Source organism: Dehalococcoidia bacterium, assembly GCA_040902535.1.
In the GTDB taxonomy this organism is placed as follows: Bacteria; Chloroflexota; Dehalococcoidia; order DSTF01; family JACRBR01; genus JBBDXD01.
This window is the reverse complement of the sequence record JBBDXD010000009.1, coordinates 95,114-116,591: the sequence shown is the minus strand read 5'-3', so window position 1 is coordinate 116,591 and position 21,478 is coordinate 95,114. Positions and strand designations below refer to the sequence as shown.

The 21,478-nt window shown below is 65.3% G+C and carries 15 protein-coding genes; 10 read left to right on the top strand and 5 right to left on the bottom strand.

Annotated elements, in window-relative coordinates; genetic code table 11:
- Positions 1-11: 11 nt before the first annotated feature.
- Genes aroE through alaS form a run of 4 tightly spaced genes read right to left on the bottom strand, consistent with a single transcriptional unit; the run spans position 12 to position 5,105 of the window.
- Positions 12-872 carry a shikimate dehydrogenase gene (aroE, locus tag WEB52_04625; GenBank protein MEX2225719.1) on the bottom strand — a complete coding sequence of 287 codons (861 nt, stop codon included), beginning with the start codon at positions 870-872 and terminating at the stop codon, positions 12-14.
- A gap of 13 nt (positions 873-885) precedes the next feature.
- On the bottom strand, positions 886-1,950 hold the full coding sequence (gene mltG / locus WEB52_04620) for an endolytic transglycosylase MltG (GenBank protein ID MEX2225718.1): 1,065 nt from the start codon (positions 1,948-1,950) through the stop codon (positions 886-888).
- A complete protein-coding gene (gene ruvX, locus WEB52_04615; GenBank protein MEX2225717.1) occupies positions 1,947-2,399 on the bottom strand; it encodes a Holliday junction resolvase RuvX in 453 nt (150 codons plus the stop codon). Before ruvX ends, mltG begins: the two co-directional genes overlap by 4 nt.
- Positions 2,400-5,105 (bottom strand): alanine--tRNA ligase, encoded by a 2,706-nt coding sequence (gene alaS, locus WEB52_04610; protein MEX2225716.1) that lies wholly within the window; start codon positions 5,103-5,105, stop codon positions 2,400-2,402.
- 388 nt (positions 5,106-5,493) lie between these two features.
- On the opposite strand from alaS, the gene glmU reads away from it, so the two are divergent.
- Genes glmU through WEB52_04595 form a run of 3 tightly spaced genes read left to right on the top strand, consistent with a single transcriptional unit; the run spans position 5,494 to position 9,743 of the window.
- Positions 5,494-6,870 carry a bifunctional UDP-N-acetylglucosamine diphosphorylase/glucosamine-1-phosphate N-acetyltransferase GlmU gene (gene glmU, locus WEB52_04605; GenBank protein MEX2225715.1) on the top strand — a complete coding sequence of 459 codons (1,377 nt, stop codon included), beginning with the start codon at positions 5,494-5,496 and terminating at the stop codon, positions 6,868-6,870.
- A 10-nt stretch (positions 6,871-6,880) separates the two neighbouring features.
- Positions 6,881-8,128: a hemolysin family protein gene (locus WEB52_04600; GenBank protein MEX2225714.1), complete on the top strand. Its 1,248-nt coding sequence runs from the start codon at positions 6,881-6,883 to the stop codon at positions 8,126-8,128.
- A 55-nt stretch (positions 8,129-8,183) separates the two neighbouring features.
- Entirely contained in the window at positions 8,184-9,743 is a 1,560-nt protein-coding gene (locus WEB52_04595) for a hypothetical protein (protein MEX2225713.1), read from the top strand.
- A gap of 18 nt (positions 9,744-9,761) precedes the next feature.
- Here the strand turns inward: WEB52_04595 and WEB52_04590 are convergent, their stop codons facing one another.
- Positions 9,762-10,031 carry a hypothetical protein gene (locus WEB52_04590; protein MEX2225712.1) on the bottom strand — a complete coding sequence of 90 codons (270 nt, stop codon included), beginning with the start codon at positions 10,029-10,031 and terminating at the stop codon, positions 9,762-9,764.
- 445 nt (positions 10,032-10,476) lie between these two features.
- Between WEB52_04590 and dprA the strand changes: the two genes are divergently transcribed.
- From dprA to WEB52_04555, 7 genes are all read left to right on the top strand, one after another.
- A complete protein-coding gene (gene dprA / locus WEB52_04585) occupies positions 10,477-11,589 on the top strand; it encodes a DNA-processing protein DprA (protein ID MEX2225711.1) in 1,113 nt (370 codons plus the stop codon).
- 617 nt (positions 11,590-12,206) lie between these two features.
- The gene (gene topA / locus WEB52_04580) at positions 12,207-14,546 is read left to right on the top strand and encodes a type I DNA topoisomerase (protein MEX2225710.1); all 2,340 of its coding nucleotides are present in this window, start codon (positions 12,207-12,209) and stop codon (positions 14,544-14,546) included.
- Between the two features lie 43 nt (positions 14,547-14,589).
- The gene (locus WEB52_04575; protein MEX2225709.1) at positions 14,590-16,476 is read left to right on the top strand and encodes an ABC transporter substrate-binding protein; all 1,887 of its coding nucleotides are present in this window, start codon (positions 14,590-14,592) and stop codon (positions 16,474-16,476) included.
- Positions 16,477-16,659: 183 nt separating this feature from the next.
- A complete protein-coding gene (locus WEB52_04570) occupies positions 16,660-17,385 on the top strand; it encodes an A24 family peptidase (protein ID MEX2225708.1) in 726 nt (241 codons plus the stop codon).
- A 19-nt stretch (positions 17,386-17,404) separates the two neighbouring features.
- Positions 17,405-18,679: a nickel-dependent lactate racemase gene (gene larA / locus WEB52_04565; protein MEX2225707.1), complete on the top strand. Its 1,275-nt coding sequence runs from the start codon at positions 17,405-17,407 to the stop codon at positions 18,677-18,679.
- Positions 18,680-18,773: 94 nt separating this feature from the next.
- On the top strand, positions 18,774-21,116 hold the full coding sequence (locus WEB52_04560; GenBank protein MEX2225706.1) for a CoA transferase: 2,343 nt from the start codon (positions 18,774-18,776) through the stop codon (positions 21,114-21,116).
- On the top strand, positions 21,113-21,439 hold the full coding sequence (locus WEB52_04555; protein ID MEX2225705.1) for a cupin domain-containing protein: 327 nt from the start codon (positions 21,113-21,115) through the stop codon (positions 21,437-21,439). Before WEB52_04560 ends, WEB52_04555 begins: the two co-directional genes overlap by 4 nt.
- The last annotated feature ends 39 nt before the right edge of the window (positions 21,440-21,478 follow it).

The following is a 21,478-nucleotide window of genomic DNA, read 5'->3' as shown; positions in this document are numbered from 1 at the left end:
CGAGCGGGGAGTCAGGCGCCGAGCGAGGTCCTGGCGGCTGCGAACATCGCGTTTGTATCGGCGGTCTGTCCTGTCCAGAGCTTGAACGTTTCGGCCGCCTGGTAGACGAGCATCCCCATACCGGAACACGCCCTTGCGCCGCGCGACTTTGCAGCGGCAACGAACGGCGTCTCGACAGGGTTATAGACAAGGTCGAAAAAGAGCGTCTTCGGCTGCATCAGGTCAGCGGGTACGGGGCTCTCCCCTGCGGTGTCCGTCTCGCTCATGCCGACGGGCGTGCAGTTGACGACGAGGTCGGCTTCGCCGCCGAGCATGTTGAGGTAAGAACCGTCGCCCCAGTACGCCCAGCTCACGGTAGTGCCCGTAGGCGTGAGCGGCTTGAGGTCGAGCACGAGGCGGTCGATCTTCTTGGGCTGGCGACCTACGACGTAGACCACAGACGCATGCGCTTCGATCAGCGCGAGCGCCACGGCTCGAGCAGCGCCACCCGATCCGAGCAGCATCGCACGCTTGCCCTTTGCGTCGAAGCCCGCATCCTCTCGCAGGGAGCGCGCAAAGCCGGTGACATCCGTGTTGTCTCCGATGAGCCGGTCGCCGTCGTGGACCACCGCGTTGACGGCGCCGGACTTCGTCGCGACGTCGCTCATGCCATCGAGGAACTGCCCGATCGCGACCTTGTGCGGGATCGTTACGTTCGCGCCATAAAAGTCGGAACCGCGAAGCGCGTTTACGCGCCCTTCAAGCGTATCGGGCGGCGTGTCCCACGCCTCGTAGGTGGCGTCGATGCCCGCGGCCTTGAATGCGGCGCCGTAGACGGACGGGCTGATCGAATGCCCGACCGGGTGACCGATGACCCCCGCGCGCTTCGTCACGTTGCTGGCTCCCCTAGCGCTGATACATCTGGACGTTGGCTTCGTGTTCCTCCAGCGTCTCGGCGAAGACGTGCGTGCCGTCATCGGCCTTCGCGACGAAGAAGAGGTACTCGGTGCTCGCAGGACGTATGACCGCCAGTACGGAGTCGAGCCCGGGGTTCGCGATCGGGCCCGGGGGAAGGCCGCCGTACACGTACGTATTGTAGGGAGAATCGATCTTAAGGTCGTCGAGCGTAAGTTCGCGCTTCCAGTACCCGTACTGTTCGACGCTCGCCGGATCTGCAGCGACGGCGAACTGCACCGTCGGGTCGGCCTGCAGCGGAATGCCCAGGCGCAGGCGGTTGAGGAACACGCTGGCGATGATCGGGCGCTCTTCGGCGGTGGCCGCCTCTCGCTCCACGATCGATGCGAGCGTCACGACGTCGTGAAACGTCATAGCCTGGCCTTCGCGGCTCACTTCATCGAAGACGTTGGTTTGGAACCCGCGGAGCATCGTTGCGGCGACCTGTTCGGCCGTCGTGGATCGGCCGAACTCGTATCCGGCGGGAAAGACGTAGCCCTGGAGGTCATCGGTCGCGATCTGCTGAAGGAACGGCTCGGAGTACTCAGATTTCACGAGCGCGGCGAGGAACGCATCCTTCGTCGTGATCCCGTTGACCTCGAGCAGTTCGCCGATCTCTTCGATGCGCAACCCCTCCGGCACGGTGAGGACGCGCGAAGCCGTCTTGCCTTCGGCGATCCGGTGCACGACTTCGATGGCCGTCATGCCGCGGTCAAGTTCGTATTCTCCTGCTTCGAGGTCGCTGCCGACGCCGTTCAGCGCGACGAGCACCTCGAATAGGAGCGCGCTGCGGACGATGCCCTGCGCTTCCAGTTCGTCGCCGATCGCGGCTGCGCTATCGCCCTCGTTGACGGTGAACAGCAACGGGTCGCCGCCCGACTCGATGGCATCGACACGCGGCACGTCGTCCTCGTCGAAGATGGCGCCGGGCGTGCGCGAAATCAACCACGCCCCGCTCGCGATCACCACGATCAGCATGATGATGACGGCGGCCCATGCCGTCCGATACTGCGTCACTCCGCCTTCTCCCTCGCATCAAGGTAGGACTGCAAGATCACCGCCGCCGCACGGTCGTCGAGATGACGGCGCCGATCCCTGGGCGTGACCCGCGGTCGCCGTGCTGGTTTCGACGGTAACATCGCATCGGTCGCTCCGGCTGCCTGGACGCTCGAATAGCGCTCGTCGTGAAACGTGACCGGCACTGGGGTCTGTTCGGCCAGTTGATCGCCGAACTTACGCGTGAGCCGCGCCTGTTCGTGCTCCTCGCCGGAGAGGCTGATCGGAAGGCCGATCACGATCGTCTCGACACGCTCGCGCTGCGCGATGTCGACGATGCGGGCGATGTCGCTCGCGCGATTCGTGTGCTCGATGATTGCCAGGGGCACCGCGATCGCTCCTTCGCTCACGGCGACGCCGATCCGGCGCTCGCCCACGTCCAGCCCGAGCAGCCGCCCGCCGGACCCCATCTACTTCCCGGCGAGGCTCTCCCTCGCAAGGTCGCGCGCCACGCCGAGAGCGTCATCGAGCTTTGCCGGATCCTTGCCGCCGCCCTGCGCCATGTCGGCAGGCCCGCCACCGCCGCCGCCTGCTACGGGTGCCATCCTCTTGATCAGGTTGCCCGCGTGCACGCGCCCCGACAAGTCCTTTGTCACCATCGCCAAAAAGCTCGGCTTCTCACCGACCACCGACCCCAGCACGATGACCGCGCTTCCCAGCTTGTCTCGCAGCAGGTCGCCCATTTCGCGCATCGCCTCGACGCTGTCGGCAGGCACGCGGGCGACGACGAGCGAGGTGCCATCGACGCGCTCCACGGCTTCGATCAGCGTATCGACCTCCGCGCGACCCGCCTGGCGCGAGAGCTGCTGTGTCCGCTTGCGCTCGGCATCCAGGTCGGCCTCCAGCGCTTCGATGCGCTCCTCGAGCTGGTTGGGCGTTGTGTTGAGCCGGCGCGCCAGCGCATTCATGCCGGTCTGCAGTGCCATGACGTATTCGTCGGCGAGTGCGCCCGTTACCGCTTCGATGCGCCGCACGCCTGAACTGACGCTGCCTTCGCTGAGGATCACGAACGTCCCGATCTCGCCGGTGCGGTGGACATGGGTGCCGCCGCATAACTCCTTCGAGAAGCAGCGGGTTTCTTGCCCACGATGGTCCTGGGGCGGCGAAGGAGCGTCGTGCTCATGTACGGCGGGTTCGCAAATGCCGACGACGCGCACTGCGTCGGCATACTTCTCGCCGAAGAGCGCCATGGCGCCACCGCTGAGCGCCTCATCGTAGCTCTGGATCTCCCAGTGCACGTCGATGTCGCTGCGTACCTTCTCGTTCACCAGGCGTTGCACGGCCATCAGCTCTTCCGGTTTCGTCGCCTCGATGTGCGTAAAGTCGAACCGCAGGCGGTCCGGTGCGACGAGCGAGCCGGACTGCACAACGTGCGTGCCCAGCACTTCGCGCAGTGCAGCGTGCAGCAGATGCGTCGCGGTGTGGTTGCGCTGGCTCGCGCGCCGCTTTTCGACGTCGACCAGCGCGCGCACCGCATCGTTTACGGCGACACGCCCCTCCTCGACGCGACCGCGGTGCACGACGAGTCCTTCCGCCGCCGCCTGCGTGTCCTCCACAACGACACGCCCGCCCGGCGCGACGATGACGCCGGTATCACCGGCCTGGCCGCCGCCCTCCGCGTAGAAGGGCGTCTCCATGAGCACGATCTCGACGGCGTCGCCGGCTTCGACTGCGTCTTGCACGCCGCGCTCGCCAATGATGCCGGCTACGGTCGTCTCGTGCTCGGTGCGGTCGTATCCGACGAACTTCGTGCGAATATGCGCCAGTTCGGTGTACGCCGCGAGCCGGTCCGCCTCGACGTCGAATTTGGCAGCAGCGCGGGCGCGCGCACGCTGCGCTTTCATCTCGGTTTGAAATCCCGCCACATCGATTGCGTAGCCTTCACGCGCGGCGATCTCCTGCGTCAGCTCCAGCGGGTAGCCGTACGTGTCGTAGAGCGCGAACGCCTGCTTGCCATCGATCATCTTCGTGGAAGCTGCGTTTTTCATGACGCCGTCAAGATGTGCCCGGCCGCGCTCGATGGTCTGCCGGAACTTCGTTTCCTCGGTCGCAAGCAGGCGCCTGACGAATTCCGCCCGAACCCGGAGATCGGGATAGGCGCGCTCCATCTTCGCGATCACGGACTCTGCGACCTTGTCGAGCAAGGTGTCTTCCCGCGGCCCCGAGAGCTGCGTGAGCACGTAGACCGCGCGGCGCAAAATGCGACGCAGGACGTAGCCGCGCCCGTCGTTTGAAGGCATGACGCCGTCGGTGATCAAGAATGTCGCCGCGCGAGCATGATCCGCGACGATACGCATCGCCAGATCCGCCGCTTCGCTTTCGCCATACGACGTGGTTGTGAGCGCTTCGATACGCGCAAGGATGGGCACGAACAAGTCCGTCTGGTAGACCGTGTCCTTGCCCTGTATGGCGCACGTGACGCGCTCAAGTCCGGAGCCGGTGTCGATGTTCGTGTGCGGCAACTCTGTGCGCGTACCGTCCTCGGGCTGGTAGAGCGTCATGAAGACGAGGTTCCAGATCTCCAGGAAGCGGCCGCAATCGGGCTCCAGGTTCGGTGTACACGCTCCAGCGCGGCAGCGCTCGCACGTTTCGCGCGGTCCGCGGTCGATGAATATCTCGCTGTTCGGCCCGCACGGCCCGACGTCGCCGCTAAACCAGTAGTTGAACTCTTCATCGAATCGATAAATGCGCTCTTCCGGCAGGCCGATGTCGCGCCAGTGATCGTGCGCTTCATCGTCCGTGGTGAAAATCGTCACGTGCAGCTTGTCGGCGGGGAATTTGAAGCCCTTCGTCAGGAGTTCCCAGGCCCAAGCGATCGCTTCTTTCTTGAAGTAGTCGCCGATGCTGAAATTGCCCAGCATTTCGAAGAATGTGAGGTGGCTGTAGTCGCCGACGTCCTCGATATCCGTCGTGCGGAAGCACTTCTGCACCGTCGCCATGCGCGGCGCCGGCGGCTCGGCGAGACCCATGAAGTACGGCTTGAAGGGCACCATGCCGGCGCTGGTGAACAGGAGCGTGGGATCCCCGTGCGGAACCAGCGACGCGCTGGGAATCGGCTTGTGGCCGCGCTGCACCATGAAGTCGATGAATGTCTCGCGAACCTGATCTGCGTCCATCGGCGGAATTGTAGCGGAAGGGGTCCGCACCGACGCTTCGTGACAGCGGCTAACTCGGGGCCACATTGCGGGGCGCGCACTCTGCACCGGTTAGAGCCGTCGAAGTCGCCATCCTCCGCCGATTTGTGATCACCCTGTCTTCGGTTGTCAACTGAATCTTGATTCACGGCCCCGGTATCCGCTTCCCAGTGCCTTGACACCTTCGAGCGCTCGTCGCTACGATCCGCGTACGGTCGAGATTCGCCCATGAAGCTGCGCCGGTGGGGCAGCGGGCGGCAGACCCCGGATTGATTACAAACTCAGACGAACCTCCCCAGTCCTCAACTCACCCATTGAAGCGGAATAGCGTCGTGGCCCGTCTGACGCGCGCGTCTGCGCAGGCGCGGCGATGACGGCATCGCCGCAGCTGGCGATCGTGCTTGCCGCCGGACACGGCACGCGCATGCGCTCGCGTCTCCCGAAGGTCGCGCATCCGCTGGCGGGACGCCCCGTGGTGCGCCACGTCGTAGATGCGGCGCGTGCGGCGGGCGTCCAGGATGTGGTCGTCGTTGTGGGGGCCGGCGCCGAAGCCGATGTCGTGCGTGCCGCGGCGGGCGATGACGTGCGGTTCGCCGTGCAGGGCGAAGCTCTCGGCACCGGTCACGCGGTTGAATCAGCACGTGACGCCGCCGGCGCGGCCGAGAGCGTGCTGATCATGAACGGCGACGTACCGCTGGTGCTGCCGGAGACGCTGCGTCGCCTTCTCGGCGCGCTCGCCGACGCGGATCTCGCGCTACTCACTGCCCAGGTGCCGGTCGAGCAGTACGGCGTCCTCGAGATGGCCGGCGACCGCATCGTCAGCGTCATCGAGACGAAGGCCGTCGAAGGTGTGGACCGCGATGAACCGCGGTTCATCAACTCCGGTCAGTACGCCGTCCGCGCGGATTGGCTGTGGTCGCACTTGAGTCGCATCACCGCCGCGCCGAACGGTGAGCGCTATCTGACCGCGCTTGCCTCGATGGCGCACGCCGAAGGCAATGCTGGCATCGCCGTCATCGCTGACGACCCGGCGGAGGTGCGCGGCATCAACGACCGCGTGCAACTCGCCGAAGCGGAGGCGACGCTCCGCGGCCGCATCCGCCGCACGCACATGCTTGCGGGTGTCACGCTCCTCGACCCGCCTTCGACGTTTATCGATGCGGGGGTGACGATCGGCGCCGACACGGTCCTCGGAGCGAACACGCATATCGTCGGACAGACGGCGGTGGGAACAGACTGCGTCCTTGGCCCCGGCGCTCATGTGCGAGATTCCGTGATCGGCGATGACTGCACGGTCCGCGAGTCTATGATCGAAGAGTCAACGCTCGAGAGACACGTCGACGTGGGACCGTACAGTCATCTCCGGCCGGGATCGCACATCTGTGAGGATGCGCACGTCGGCAACTACGCCGAAGTCAAGCATACACGCCTCGGCAAGCGCACAAAGATGGGGCATCACAGTTACATCGGCGATGCGGAGGTCGGCGACGACGTGAACATCGGTGCAGGCACAATCACCGCCAACTACGACGGTGAGCGCAAGCACCGCACGATCATCGGCGACGGCGCATTCATCGGCAGCGATACGATGCTTGTGGCGCCGGTGCGCATTGGGAAGGGCGCGCGCACGAGCGCGGGATCCGTGGTGACTCGCGACGTGCCGGACGGCATGATGGCCATCGGCGCGCCCGCGAGGATTCGCGCGATCGGCCAGGAACAGGAGGAGTCCGACTCTGGACAGCGATAGTACCCTGGGCGTGATCTTCCTGACACTTGCACTGGCGTTGCTCGTCATCGTGGCGGCCGCGGAAGCCTGCGTCGCCGCCGTGAGCCGCGCGCGCCTGAAGTCCATGGCCGGGAGGGGCGTGCGTCGCGCCGAACGCTTGCACAACTTCGTCGATGAGCGCGCGTCCGTGCTGGCAGTGCTCGCATTCGTACGGAACCTCGCAGTCGTCGTCGCGACGGGATTGGCGATCTTCCTTGTTTCCCGAGAGACCGAACACTCGTGGGGCGTCTTCGCGCTCGTCGCAACCGTCGGCGTCTTAATCCTCGCGTTGCTTGATGGGTTGCCGCGATTGATCGTCGCGCAGGACCCGGAGCCGTGGGGCATTCGCTTCGTGCCTGTGATCAACGTCTTTCGGACCGTGTTCGGCCCGATCGCCTGGGCGATCGATCGCAGCTTGCGCACTGTTGTCGGTGGGAACGACGAGGACGACGAGGAGCACGAGACCGAAGAGATCCTGCGGCTCGCCGAGATCGATACCGGCGACGACGAGATTGAAGAGGAAGAACGCCAGATGATCCAGGGGATCATCGATATGGAAGAGACGACGGTGCGGGAGATCATGGCGCCCCGTATCGACGTCGTCGGTCTCGATCTCGACCAGACGATCGACGACGCGTTGCGTGTGATCGTCGCGAAGGGCTTCAGCCGCATTCCACTGTACGACGAGACGATCGACAACGTTGTCGGCATCATCTACGCCAAGGACTTGTTGCGCTGCCTGACGGAGGGGCGCAAGCCCTCGCTGAAGGAGATCGCCCGTCCCCCGTACTTCATTCCGGAGTCCAAGCGTGTCGGCGAACTGCTCGGCGAGTTGCGGCAGAGCAAGGTCCACATCGCCGTTGTCGTCGACGAGTACGGCGGCACGGCGGGGCTCGTCACGATCGAAGACTTGCTCGAAGAGATCGTCGGCGAGATCCAGGACGAGTACGACCGCGAGGAAGCGCCCATAGAACGGGTCACCGACACAGAAGCCATTCTGGACGCGCGCGTGAGCATAGACGCGTTACGAGAGTTATTCGGCTTCGAGCCCGATGATGACGAGGACTACGATACCGTCGGCGGCTTCGTGTATCACCATCTCGGGAAGGTGCCCTCCGCGGGCGACGAGGTCCGGGTCGACGGGCTCACGCTCCGCGTGCTGAGCGTGCTCGGCCGCAGGATCAAGAAGGTCCGAGCCACGAAGCGCGTCGAGTCCAGCAACCCTGTTACGGCTCCGTAGGTCCCGCGCCCGGGACGACAAGCCCGAACCCGCGTTCTTCCGTAAGATCGGACGCATGGAACAAGAGGGTCCGCTGGCTGGCCTGACACCGCGCGGCGCAGCCGTATATTTCGTGCTGGCCGCGGCGACGCTGATCCTCGCGTTCGCGTTGCGCTATCCGTCGTTCTTCGAGCCGCGCTGGTATGGCGACGAGGGGATCTTCGCCGGCATCGCGCAGAACATGCTCGACGGCCGCACGCTGTACGCAGAGGCATGGGACAACAAGCCGCCATTGATCTTCGCGACGTACGCGTTGATCCAGCTCGTATCCGGCACGACAGGTGTGATGCCTCTGCACATCGCGACGGCCATGGTCGTGATCATGACGCAGGCGGCGGTGATGGCGATCGCACTGCGGTTGTACGGGCCGTGGCGATCGCTGATTGCCAGCGCGGCGTTCGCGCTTGTCCTGTGCACGCCGGTCCTCGAAGGCAACCTGGCGCTGACCGAAACGTACATGATCCTGCCGGCGACGCTGGGCGTGCTGCTCTTCGTGCTCGCAGACGGGCGAAGTGAAGGGCGGCGTGTCTCGTGGTACGCCGCCGCCGGCGTCATGATGAGCTTCGCTATCTCGTACAAGCAGGTTGCCGTGTTCGATGCGGCGGCGGTCGGGGCGATGCTCTGGCTGACACAGGAGCGGCCATTGCGGGCGTTGGTGGCGTTCGGCGCCGGCGTCGCGACGCCTCAGGCGCTACTCCTGGCGTTGTTCACGGCGGTCGGCGCGCTCGACGAGTACGTATATGCGATGGCGGGCGCGCAAAACGTCTACTGGGATCTCAGCGACGATAAAGGGCCGCTCATGCGCGTCGCGGGCTATCTTCCCGCGCTGATCGTCGGCGCGTATCTCGTGCGGCGTCAGAGGCTCGGCGGCGACGTTGGCGTAGCGCACCTCCCGATGCTCTGGTTTGCGTTCGCCATTGCGGGCGCGACGGCGAGTCCGTTTACGTTCCCGCATTATCTGCAGCAGGTGGCGCCGGCCGCGGTGCTGCTGGCCGTTTCGAGTCCGCTGCCCGTGGAGCGCGACGACCTCGGAAGGATCGCGCTGGTGGTGACGGGGCTGCTCGTCGCGGCGATCCTGTACGCGCAGTTCTGGGATGATCTTCGCAACCGGCGGCACCTCGATGTCGACTGGTATTACCAAACGTTTGCGTCGTATCGGTGGGGCGACATGGACGAAGATGCGTATATCTACGAGTTCGACGGCAGGGCGATCACCGTCGCCGACATCGCCCGCTACATCGAGCAAGACGGGGCGGGGAATACGCTGTTCACGTGGTCAGAGCTTTCGTGGGTCTACGCGGCATCGGGGGCGACGAACCCGACGCGGTACTACGCCTCGTTCTTCGGGCACGTGATGCCCGGCGCCCGCGACGAGATCCTCAGGGACGTTCAGGCGTCACCGCCGGTGTACATGGTGACGTCGGATGGTGCGTACGCGCCCTTCGACGCGCTCGATGAGTTCATCTCACGCCGCTACGAACTGCTGCGAGCGCAGGGCGATTGGCGGCTCTATCGCCTCTCAACGGCAAGCGGACGGCTCACGCCGCAACCTGCCGCAGGCATGGTCCACAACTGATCTCTGGGTGAACTTGGCTTAGTTGCAGCAGGCATCCAGCCATGTACCGTCCTCCGCCAACAGCGTGAAGCCGACCGTGTTTCTTTCCGGCAGCAGGTACTCGACGAACTCGAAGTGCCCCGGCGATGCGCGCGCCGTAAACCACACGATCTCGCCGTCGAAGTGCATCTCCAGCACGTCGTAATCGATCACGAGCGAGATGGCGGCGATATGGCGATTGCAGCCGGCGGTGTTCGGTGTCGCGGCCCACAGTCCGGAACGCGCCAACGCGTAGCGTTCGTTGTCCACGTCCTGGACTCGCGCCCAGAAAAGTCCGTAGTGCCACTCATTCTCGCTGCGCGTAGGATCGGTGGCGATGTACGCTCCGGCGAAGAGCGCTCCGGGGTCGGACGCGAACTCATGGAACTCGCCACCCAGGGACGCAAGATACCGGCGCTGGTCGTCGACGCTTGGTCGCTGCCAGCCCCACCCCTCCGCGCACGAGCGAAAGGCCAGCGGACTACCTCGCGGCTGAAGGGAATCTCCGATGTTCGGGCCGCCGCGAGTCGGGGTTGGCTCGGTTGATGGGTCGCCACTGCGACAAGCCGCGAATGTCAGAAGACAGCTTGAACACAGCAGGAACAGAAGCAGGTTGACGCGCATGGTGTCTCCTCGGTCGCCCTGCAGCCCGCAATTCTACTCCTTTCGACCGCCCTCTTCCATTTCACAGCGGACTCTGCGATACTCGCGCCTCATGGACGAACTAGAACGTAAGTACTGGATTGCGCTCAGTCGCGTGTCCCGTATCGGACGGGTGCGCGTCGGGCAGCTCGAAGCGCACTTCGGCCGCCTGGAGCAGGCCTGGACGGCTTCCGCAGGCGAGCTGAAGGCCGCCGGCCTGGACGCCGGCACCGTCTCTGCCCTGGTGACGGCGCGTGACAGCATAAATCCCGACGACGAACTCGAACTGCTGCACAAGCACGGTGTTGGCGCTATCACCTGGCACGACGCGGGATATCCGCGCCAACTACAGGAGGTGTACGACCGCCCTCCTGTGCTCTTCGTCCGCGGGGCGCTGGCACCGGCGGACGAGTGGTCGGTCGCGGTAGTGGGCACGCGACGCGTCAGCGTCTATGGCCGCCAGGTCGCCGAAGAAATGTCGCGCGGGCTCGCGGCGAACCAGGTGACCGTCGTCAGCGGCCTGGCGCGCGGCGTTGACGCGATCGCGCACCGCGGCGCGCTCGAAGCGGGCGGCCGCACGGTCGCCGTGCTGGCCTGCGGACTCGACATGGTGTATCCGCCAGAGCACAAGAAACTCGCCGAGCAGATCGTCGAGCAGGGGGCCATGCTCAGCGATTATGCGATCGGCACGCAGCCCCGCAGCGAGTTCTTCCCGCGCCGAAACCGCATCCTCAGCGGCATCTCGCTGGGCGTGCTTGTCGTGGAGGGCGACACGAAGAGCGGCGCCTTGATCACGGCGCGGCAGGCGCTGGAGCAAAACCGAGAAGTGTTCGCCGTGCCCGGCAGCATGTATTCGCCGAATTCACGTGGCACCAACAAGCTCATCCAGGACGGCGAAGCCAAGCTCACGCTCGACGTCCAGGACATATTGGCGGAACTGAACCTGACCATGGCCGCACACCAAATGGAGATGGCCGAGATCATTCCGGCCGACGATACCGAGGCGGTGCTGCTCCGCGTGTTGGGCACCGAACCGGTACACATCGATGAAGTGAGACGGCAATGCGGGTTGCCGATAGCCGCGGTCACGAGCGCGCTCGCCATGCTCGAGCTGAAGGGGGCGGTGCGGCAGGTGGGGCGCATGAACTACGTCAAGACGCGCGATGTCGCGGCTCCGCGCGCGTAAGTCGCTACTTCACGACTTCAAGCTCATCATCGAGCAAGCGGTGGTCGTGACCGCACTGCTCGAAGTGCACGATGGTGTAGAGCTTCGCCATGGCGGGTGACTGCTTGGACGGCGGTGAGACCACGCCGACATCACCCTGGCGTGCGTGAAAGAGAAGATGCGGGCGGCTATAGCTGAAGAGTTCTTCCTTGAGACGGACCTTCGTACCTTGTGCCAGGATAGCTACCCTCCCACCGCAGATGCGGCACCCCCGAACTCCCCACAGCCACCAAGGCCGTCGGGGCACCGCCGCTCGTCGCGAACACTACCCTCGAACCGATCTTACTCCATTCCGCGCAACGCTCAAACATCGCCGCGCCTCGTGTGGGCGCGATTGGTTCACAGATTTAAAGACCCCGGCGTGACAGCCCGTTACGCTGTCTCGCTTGACAATTCTGTTAGGGTGGGAGTGCCGGGCGGGTCCCTGCGTGGAAGCCAACAAACCGGCTTGAGGCGCGATTCGTCTCCCAGGTCGCCCGTATTCAGACCCACCCGTCCCGAACCGAAGAACCTGTTGTGCCGGTAGAGTGCTCCGGTATAACGTTCCGGGGCCGTCCCGTTGGCGGGCGCAGGAGATTATGGCAAAGGCAAAAGAAAAGAACCTGGTGATCGTAGAATCACCGGCCAAGGCCAGGACCCTGGGCAACATCCTCGGCAAGCAGTACGAGGTCCGCGCTTCCGTCGGGCACGTCCGCGACCTTCCGAAGTCCCGCCTTGGCGTCGACGTCGAGAACGAGTTCACTCCCAGCTATATCGTGCCCAAGGACAAGAAGGACGTCGTCAAGGCGCTCAGGGAGGCGGCGAAGAAGGCGACGACCGTCTACCTGGCGACTGACCCCGACCGCGAGGGCGAGGCTATCTCATGGCATCTGCTCGAGGCGCTCGAGGATCCCGGCAAGAGCAAACGGAAGTCTGATGATGACGCATCCGCGACGACTTCCGCGAACGACGCCGTGGACCGCGGCCGTTACCAGCGCGTCGAATTTCACGAGATCACCAAGCACGCGGTCGAAGAGGCCTTTAAGAACCCCCGCACCATTGACATGCGGCTGGTCGATGCGCAGCAGGCGCGCCGCGTGCTGGATCGGCTGGTCGGATACAAGATAAGCCCTTACCTCTGGCGCAAGATCCACCGCGGGCTGAGCGCCGGTCGCGTCCAATCCGTCGCTCTGCGCATGGTCGTTGACCGCGAGCGCGAGATCGAAGCATTTAAGCCGCAAGAGTACTGGACGATCGACACCGACCTCGCAAGGCAAGATGATGCCGATGAGCAGGGATTCCAGGCGCGCCTGGTCGCCCTGCCCGGCGAAAAGAAGGCGGAGATCGATAACGGACAACGCGCCGAGGCAGTAGCGGCGGACTTGCGGCGTGCTTCCTACCAGGTGCGAGAAGTCAAGCGGCGACAGCAGGTCCGCCGCCCTTCACCGCCCTTTACGACAAGCACACTGCAGCAGGAAGCGTCGCGGCGCTATGGCTTCTCCGCCAAGCGCACGATGGCGGTTGCCCAGCAGCTGTACGAAGGGCTCGATATTCCGGGCCAGGGGCAGGTCGGCCTCATCACCTATATGCGTACGGACTCCTTGAACGTCGCGCAGGTGGCAAGAGACGAGGCGCGTGGCTTCATCACGCAAAAGTACGGCGGGGACTTCTACCCTGATAAGCCGCGGTTCTACAAGACGAAGTCAAAGGGCGCCCAGGAAGCGCACGAAGCGATCCGCCCGACGTCGGTGACACGCGAGCCGGCGGCGTTGAAGAAGTCGTTGTCATCCGATCAGTTCAAGTTGTACACGCTTGTCTGGCAGCGCTTCCTGGCGAGCCAGATGGCCGATGCAGTCTTCGACCAGATGAGCGTGGAGATTGATGCGCGCGTGGACGCGCCCGCGCAACCGTACGGGCTTCGGGCCTCGGCGAGCCACCTGCGCTTCCCCGGCTTTCGCCAGGTGTACATCGAAGGGCGGGATACGGAGACGGATGAGGACCAGGAGAAGTCGCTGCCCGCGCTTGACGACAACGAAGCGCTGCGCATGCTTGCGGTGACGCCCGCCCAGCACTTCACCGAACCGCCACCTCGCTACACCGAGGCGACGCTCGTGAAGGCGCTCGAGGAGAACGGCATTGGCCGGCCTTCGACGTACGCGCCGATCATGTCGACGATCCAGGATCGCGGCTACGCGAAGAAGGAAGGCCGCGCGCTGAGGCCGACAGAGCTTGGTTTCGTCGTCGCCGACATCATGGTGGAGCGGTTCCCGGACATCGTCGATCTGAGCTTTACCGCGCGCATGGAAGATGAGCTCGACGAGGTTGCGAGCGGCGAGCGTAAATGGCCGCCGGTCGTGAAGGAGTTTTACGATCCGCTCGCTCGGGATCTCGAGGCCGCAGCCGAAGCGCCGCGCGTCGAAGAAGAGACGGAAGAGATCTGCGAAAAGTGCGGAAAGCCGATGATCAAGCGGTGGGGCCGCTTCGGACAATTTCTCGCCTGCTCCGGCTTCCCCGAGTGCAAGAACACGCGCCCGCTCGATGGCGAAGCCCAGGCGCAGGAAGTCCCGGATGAGAAATGCGACGAGTGCGCCTCGCCGATGGTCATCAAGCGCGGGCGCTTCGGGCAGTTCCTGGCGTGCTCACGCTACCCGGAGTGCAAAGGATCGCGCCCGCTGCTGAAGAAGATCGGCGTCGTGTGCCCGAAGGACGGCGGTGAGTTGGTCGAGAAGAAGAGCAAGCGCGGGCGCACCTTCTACTCCTGCGCAAACTATCCGAACTGCGATTTCACAAGCTGGTCACGGCCTCTGAAGCAGCCCTGCCCGAGTTGCGAGGGCCTCATCGTCGTCGCAGCGAAGGGGACGGCCAAGTGCACGAACTGCACATGGAAGGGCGACATCGACTCGCTGGGGGAGCCCGAGCTGGCGAAAGTCTCGGCGTGATCGCAGTCCAGGCGCCGATCGGGGCGGCTTACCATCGGGCGGCATGCTATCCACACAACGCCGTATCATCGTGCGCATGGAAGCGCGAGATCTTCGCGGCATGAACAGCCGACGCGTCACGCGCCGGCGCTTTCTCGGAACGACGGGCGCACTCGCCGCGGGTGCCGCCGCGTATGTTGGCGTCGGCTGCGGTGACGGTAAGGCGCGACCTGCGCCGGCATCGCCGGCGACAGCGGCGCCGTCCGTGGCGCCCGTCGCATCACGCGGCGGCGTGCTGCGCGTCTACAATTTCGATGCGACGGTGCAGGACACGCTCGACCCGCACCTCACGCTGATGGGGCCCGTTGCGAACGTCCACTCCGCCGTCTTCAGCAAGCTCTACAAGTACGAGGACGAACGCGCCGGCACGTTGTCGCCCGACCTTGCGGACGGCATGCCGGAACAACCTGATGAACTGACCTACATCATCAAGCTGCGCGACGGTGTGCGGTTTCATGACGCGGCGCACTTCAGATATTTGCATCCGCATGTCACGGGCAGGAATCTCGAAGCGAAGGACGTAGCTTATAGCTTCGAGCGCCAGATGAAGCTGAACAGCCCAAAGGCGAATCGATTCTTTCGCAAGCACAAATGGAGTGCGATCGACTCGGTCGCAGCGCGCGACCAGAACACTGTCGTCATTCAGCTCAAAGAGCCGGTGGCGCCGTTCCTGGACTTCCTGGCCGGACAACACGCCTACATCCTTGCGCACGAGACCATCGATCAGGCCACCGACGAAGCGGCCAGCCCGCTCGCGATGATCGGCACCGGCCCCTTCATGCTCGAATCGTTTGAGCCGCAGCAGGCCGTCCGTCTCGTTCGGAATCCCCAATGGTTCGCGCGCGACGACGACCCGCACGGCGTCGGGAAGGACCGCCCGTTCCTCGATGCGTACCAGGCGTTCTATTCGCCGCAGGAGGACACGTTCCAGCGCGTCTGGTTCGAGCGCCTCGCCATCGACGCGACGTCATTCCTCGACCCGGCAGTCCTGGACCACGAGCACAAGACGAATCTTGCGGACATTCAACTCGAAGAGACGGATGCCGGCGGGTTCCTGGCGAGCCGTCTCCTGCTCGATCGCGCGCCATTCAAGGACGACCGGGCGCGCCGCGCGGTGCACCTCGCTATCGACCGGCGCGCGCTCGCCGACATCATGTTCGCACCGATGGACGGGCGCCCTTCGGCCCGGCTGACTGCGGCGGTGGCGCCCGTCATGGACCGGTGGGCTGTCCCCGAGGAGGAACTCTTGCGGCAACCGGGATACCGGACGGACCCGACGCTGCGCGACGAAGACGTCCAGCAAGCGCGCCAACTCTGGCAGGCCGCGCTCGGCGAGGACTCAGACACCGAGTTGAAGATCTTCTTCTCGGGTGTGCCGAAGATCATCGCGGAGCGCGCGGTCGCGCTCGTGCAGCGTCAGCTTACAGATGTGCTCGGTGCGCGCGTCAGCACGATCGTCGATGACAGTGGCTATGCTGTGATCGCTTCCGCGCTTGGGCGCAACATTGACGGTGCGACGGAGGGCGTCGTGCACTTCACGTTCGCCATGGAGGACGGCGGTGTTGACCTGGACGACTGGTTGTACGGTCAGTTCCGCAGCGGTCAGCCGATGAACACGTACCGCCTGCAGGATTCCACGCTCGACGCGATGCTCGACAAGACGCGCGGCGAGTTCGACTACGAGGCGCGGCGGGAACAGGGCGTCGATATCCAGGACTACTTGCTTGGCAAGGTGAACGCGCGGCTCGAATACTGTGCCCCCGTCTCGCGAAGACTCTCGTGGGGTTACGTCCGCAACGCCAACCACCCCATCTCGTATGGCAGCGACTATAAGCTCGCCAACACGTGGCTCGACACGTCGCATCCGGCGTGGCGACGCCGCCAGGCCTAACGTTCTTGCGAGTGGCGGACGGCGGCGAGCCTCTCCACATCACGGCCCGCCCGGGTTTGCTGTCAAGGCCGCAGGCGGCAACCCGCTATCATCGTTTCGCCAGACGTCCGCCTACGGGAAGCCCCTACACCGAAGGCAGCCGCCGCGGCCGATGATTGGATCGAGGTTCAACGCGTGACCGTAATGATCATGGCGATCGTGGGCGTGCTTGCGGGCTTTGGGCTCGATGAGGCGATCGCGCGCCTGTCGCGCGAGCCATACGAGCGTGCCGACGCCGACGAAGACGACGAATCGCCGCTGGACGAAGAATCACCGCATCGTCTCGCACTCGGCAGCGAGGCGGGCGCCCTGGCGATGCCGCGCGCACTTACGTCAGCATCGATGTATCGCCGGACGATCGTCGTCGGCGTCACCGCGCTCCTATTCGCGCTCGCCGGCCACCAGTACGAGTCGGAGCCCCTGCACGTGGCGATCGTCGCGGCGTACGCTGCCGTGCTGATCGTCTGCACCGGGACGGACTTGCTCGCCTACCGGGTGCCCAATGTCGTGACGTATCCGGCGATCATCGCCGCGGTCACCATAGGTCTGGTGATGCCGGACGCCAATCGTGCCAACGTGCTTGTCGGCGGTGCGCTCGTCGGTGGTACGTTCCTGCTGATGTCGATTCTGACGCGCGGCGGCATGGGCATGGGCGATGTGAAGCTTGCGTTTTTCACGGGTTTCGGGCTGGGTCTCTCGTTTGGTATCAGCGCGCTGCTCCTGACCGCGATCGGCGGCGGCGTCATCGCCGTGATCCTGCTGGTCACCCGCATCCGCGATCGACGCGACCCGATCCCGTACGCGCCATTCATCGCGGCGGGCGCGATGTTTATTTTGCTGACGCAAGGCGCGGCGTTCGTCGAGATCTGACGTCTGCTACGATCCGCGCATGGACGTCCATCTCCCGTACGGTGAGGCTGGCATCGACGCGCACGTACCCGATGGCGCGCTCGTGCTGGTACCGGAGCGTACGCCGCCGCTCGCCGATCCGAGAGAGGGCGTGCGCCGGGCGATCGCGCGGCCGATCGGATCGCCACCACTGGCTGAGGTCGCGAGGCCCGGCCAGAAGGCCGCAATCGTCGTTTCAGACATCACTCGGCCGGTGCCGAATGCGATCATCCTGCCGCCGATGCTGGAGACGCTCGAAGCGTCAGGCGTCGCGTGCGGCGACATCACGATCGTCATCGGCACCGGCCTGCACCGTCCATCGCGCGCCGACGAGTTGGAGCGGATGCTCGGCGGGGATATCCTCGCGCGGTACCGCGTCGTTGACCACGATGCGCGTGACCGCTCGGCGCATGACTTCCTGTTCAAGAGCCCGCGCGGCGTCGACGTCTGGGTGAATCGGGAGTACATGCAAGCGCACCTGCGCATCCTTACCGGTTTCGTGGAGCCGCACCTGTTCGCCGGATATTCGGGCGGTGGAAAGGCGATGCTTCCGGGCATCTGCGGCGCCGAGTCGATCATGCCGAACCACGACGCGCGCATGATCGGTCACCCGAAGGCCACGTGGTGCACCACCGAAGGCAACCCGATCTTCGAAGAGATGCGCGATGCGGCGCTGAGGACCAGTCCGTCGTTCACGCTCAACGTTACGCTTGACGAGCGCAAGCACCTCACCGGCGTCTTCGCGGGCGGTCTCGTCGCTGCGCATGAGGCGGCGATCGCGCAGGCGGCGCGCCAGGCGGTACGGCCGATCCCGCACCTCTTCGACATCGTCGTCGCGACGAACATGGGGTATCCCGCGGACCTCGTGTTGTACCAGTCGGTCAAGGGCATGTCGGTTGCCGCACAGGCGTGCGCTCCCGGGGGCGCGATCCTGCTCGTTGCGGAATGCCGCGAGGGCCTGGGCGCCGCCGAGTATGGCGATCTCATCTTCAGCGAAGCGTCGCCGCATGCGTTGCTCAAGCGCATCGAGCAGTCTCCTCACACGACGTACGACCAGTGGCAGGTACAGGTGCAGGCGATGGTGCAGGCCCGATGTGACGTGTGGCTCCACTCGGCGCTCGACCGCGATACGGTCGAATCGGTGCACCTGCGCTACGCGCCGGACGTCGACGCGACACTGGCGCACCTCATCGAAGACAGACGCGTATCGCTGGGCCGCGAGCCCTCCGTCTGCGTGCTCCCGTACGGCCAGTTGACGGTTCCGGTCCTCGCTTAACCGGCCCTTCCTTTGGGTGATAGACCCAGGGATCCGGCAGCCGGCCAACGTCGCGTGTGCTTGACCGCACTTGTCGCACGCCGTACACAACACCATGACTTCATCGCTCGACGGCATCCGCATCATCGACGCCACTGAGAGCACGGGCGGCGCGCTCGCGTCGATGCTGCTCGCCGACCACGGCGCCGACGTCATCAAGATCGAACGTCTTGGCGGCGACCCGATGCGCGCCCAGCCACGATTCCACGTCCTCAACCGCAGCAAGCGCAGCGTCACGCTCGATCTTGATACGGACGCCGACCGGGAGAAACTGCGACGGCTAATTAGCTCGGCAGATGTCTTCCTGCACGATTGGGCGCCGGGCCGTGACGCGAATCTAGGTTTCGATGCGTCTGCGCTGCGCACGCTCAATCCGGGGCTGGTCGCCGGGTACCTCCCCGCGTACGGCTCGAAAGGGCCGTGGGCGCATCTGCCGCCTGACGAAGCACTCATACAGGCGGTCTCTGGCATCAGCGATGCGCAGTTTCGCTACGAACCGCCTCCGGTCTACGTGACGATCCCGATAGCCGGCTACGCGCACGCCGTCGTGGCGGCGGTCGCTATTGCGGCGTCGTTGTACGCGCGTTCGCAAAGCGGGGAGGGCGATCGCTTCGAGCTGTCGGCAGTGGCGGCCTGCTTCGCGATGGAGACGATCGCCTGGCTGCGCGCTGAGGGCGTGACACGGCTCGCCGGCCAGCAAGACCCACGCGGGCCGATCCCGACGTATCGCCTTGTCGAAGCTTCGGACGACTGGTTCTTCGCCGGGGCGCTGACGCCGCCGTTCTGGGCGAAACTGGCGATCGCCGCCGGCCTCGACGATTGTCTCGTCGATCCGCGCTTCGCCGGCGCGCCGATGGGCATCGCCAACATGGACGATCGGCGCGAACTTGCGCGGCACGTGTCCGGCGCGTTCGCGCACCTGACGCGCGACGAGGCGATGCGCCTGCTCGAAGAGGCTGACGTGCCGCGCGCGCCCGTGCTTTCGCGCGAGGAATGGGCGCAAGACCCGCAGGTGCATCACAACGGCTCGATTGTCGACGTGCACGACCCGGTGCTCGGCGCGACGGGGCAGATGGGAGTCCCGGTGTCACTGAAATTCTCGCCGGGCGCCGTCCGCGGTCCTGCACCGTTACCGGGCGAGCACGATCGAGAGTTCGACGAGATCGCGTCGCGTTCGCAGGCACCTCTCGTCGCAAAGGATGCTTCTCCGCGCCGGTATCCGCTCGAACACATCACGGTGCTCGACATGGGAGGCTTCATTGCCGGCGCCAATGCGTCAATGATGCTCGCCGACCTGGGCGCGGACGTGATCAAGATCGAAGCGCCCGAGGGCGACGGCTGGCGTTCGTCCGGGCTGGCGTTTCTCGGCTCGAACCGCAGCAAGCGCGGCCTGTGCATCGATTTGAAGCGACCTGAGGGACGCGATCTCTTCCTCGACCTTGCGGAGCGCGCAGACGTCGTGCTCGACAACCTGCGCGCGGGCGTCATGGACCGCCTGGGCATCGGCTGGGAGGCGCTGCACGCGCGCAACCCACGCATCGTGCACTGTTCGGTCACCGGCTATGGCAGTAGCGGCCCGTACGCGCATCTGCCGGGCTTTGACCCGATGATCCAGGCGCGCGGCGGTTTCATGCGCGCGCAGGGCGAGCCCGGCGGCGAGCCGGTGTACCTGCAACTGCCGACGTGCGACTACGGCACGGCGCTTTCGGCGGCGTACGGCATGATATTGGCGCTCATCGCGCGCGAGCGCACGGGCGTCGGGGACCGCGTGCAGACGTCGCTGGCGGACAGCGCGTTCACGATGCAGGCCGGCGAGTTCCTGTTCTACGAGGGCAAGCAGCCGGAACCGCCCGGCGGCCGCGACCTTGCGGGGCGGCACGCGCTGTATCGCGTGCATCCGGCTGCGGACGGGTACGTGATGCTTGCGTGCTCGACGGAGGAGCATGCGGCGGCGCTAGTTGAGGCGTTAGGAATCGCGACGGCAAACAGCAAACGGCAAAAAGCAAAGTCGAGCGATGGCGGATTGCTTGCTCAGCCGCTCGATGGTCCGCTTGCCGAGGCTGTCGCGGGGAAGTTGCGTGAGTGCACGGTCGCGCACTGGTTGGAGGTGCTGCTTGCGCTCGGCGTGCCCGTCGTGCCGTGCGTGACCGTCGAGCAGTTGTTCGACGACCCGCACACGCGCGCCAACAACCTCTGGTGGGAAGCCGAGCACCCGCGATGGGGCCGCGTGCAGCAGACGGGCGAAGTGATCCACTGGGACGCGATGTCGATGCACCTGCAGCGTCGCGCGCCCGTGCTCGGCGAGCACTCCGTCGAATGCCTGCGCGCGCTGGGCATCGGCCACGCGCGGATCGACGCGCTGCTCAGCGACGGCGTCGTCGTGCAGGCGGAGTTGTGAGCGATGCGCCGATCTCGATCCCGTCGTGCGTCGCCGCGCTCACCGAAGCGTGGCAGCCGCAGGATCTTGCCCGCGTCGACGAGACGGTCGTGCGGCTAGCAAGGCTCGACGGCGCTTTCTCGTGGCACACGCACGCGCAGGACGAGGCGTTCCTGTGCTGGCAGGGCGCGTTCCGCATCGAGCAGCGCAGTGCGGGCGACGTCTCGCTCGCGGCGGGCGATCTCTATGTGGTGCGCGCGGGCATCGAGCACCGGCCGGTCGCCGATGCGCCGGCCTACGCGCTGATCATCGAGTGCGCGGAGACGCGGCAGTACGGGGACTAGCGAAGTTCGTCAGTCGGTCAGTCTCTCAGTCTGTCAGTG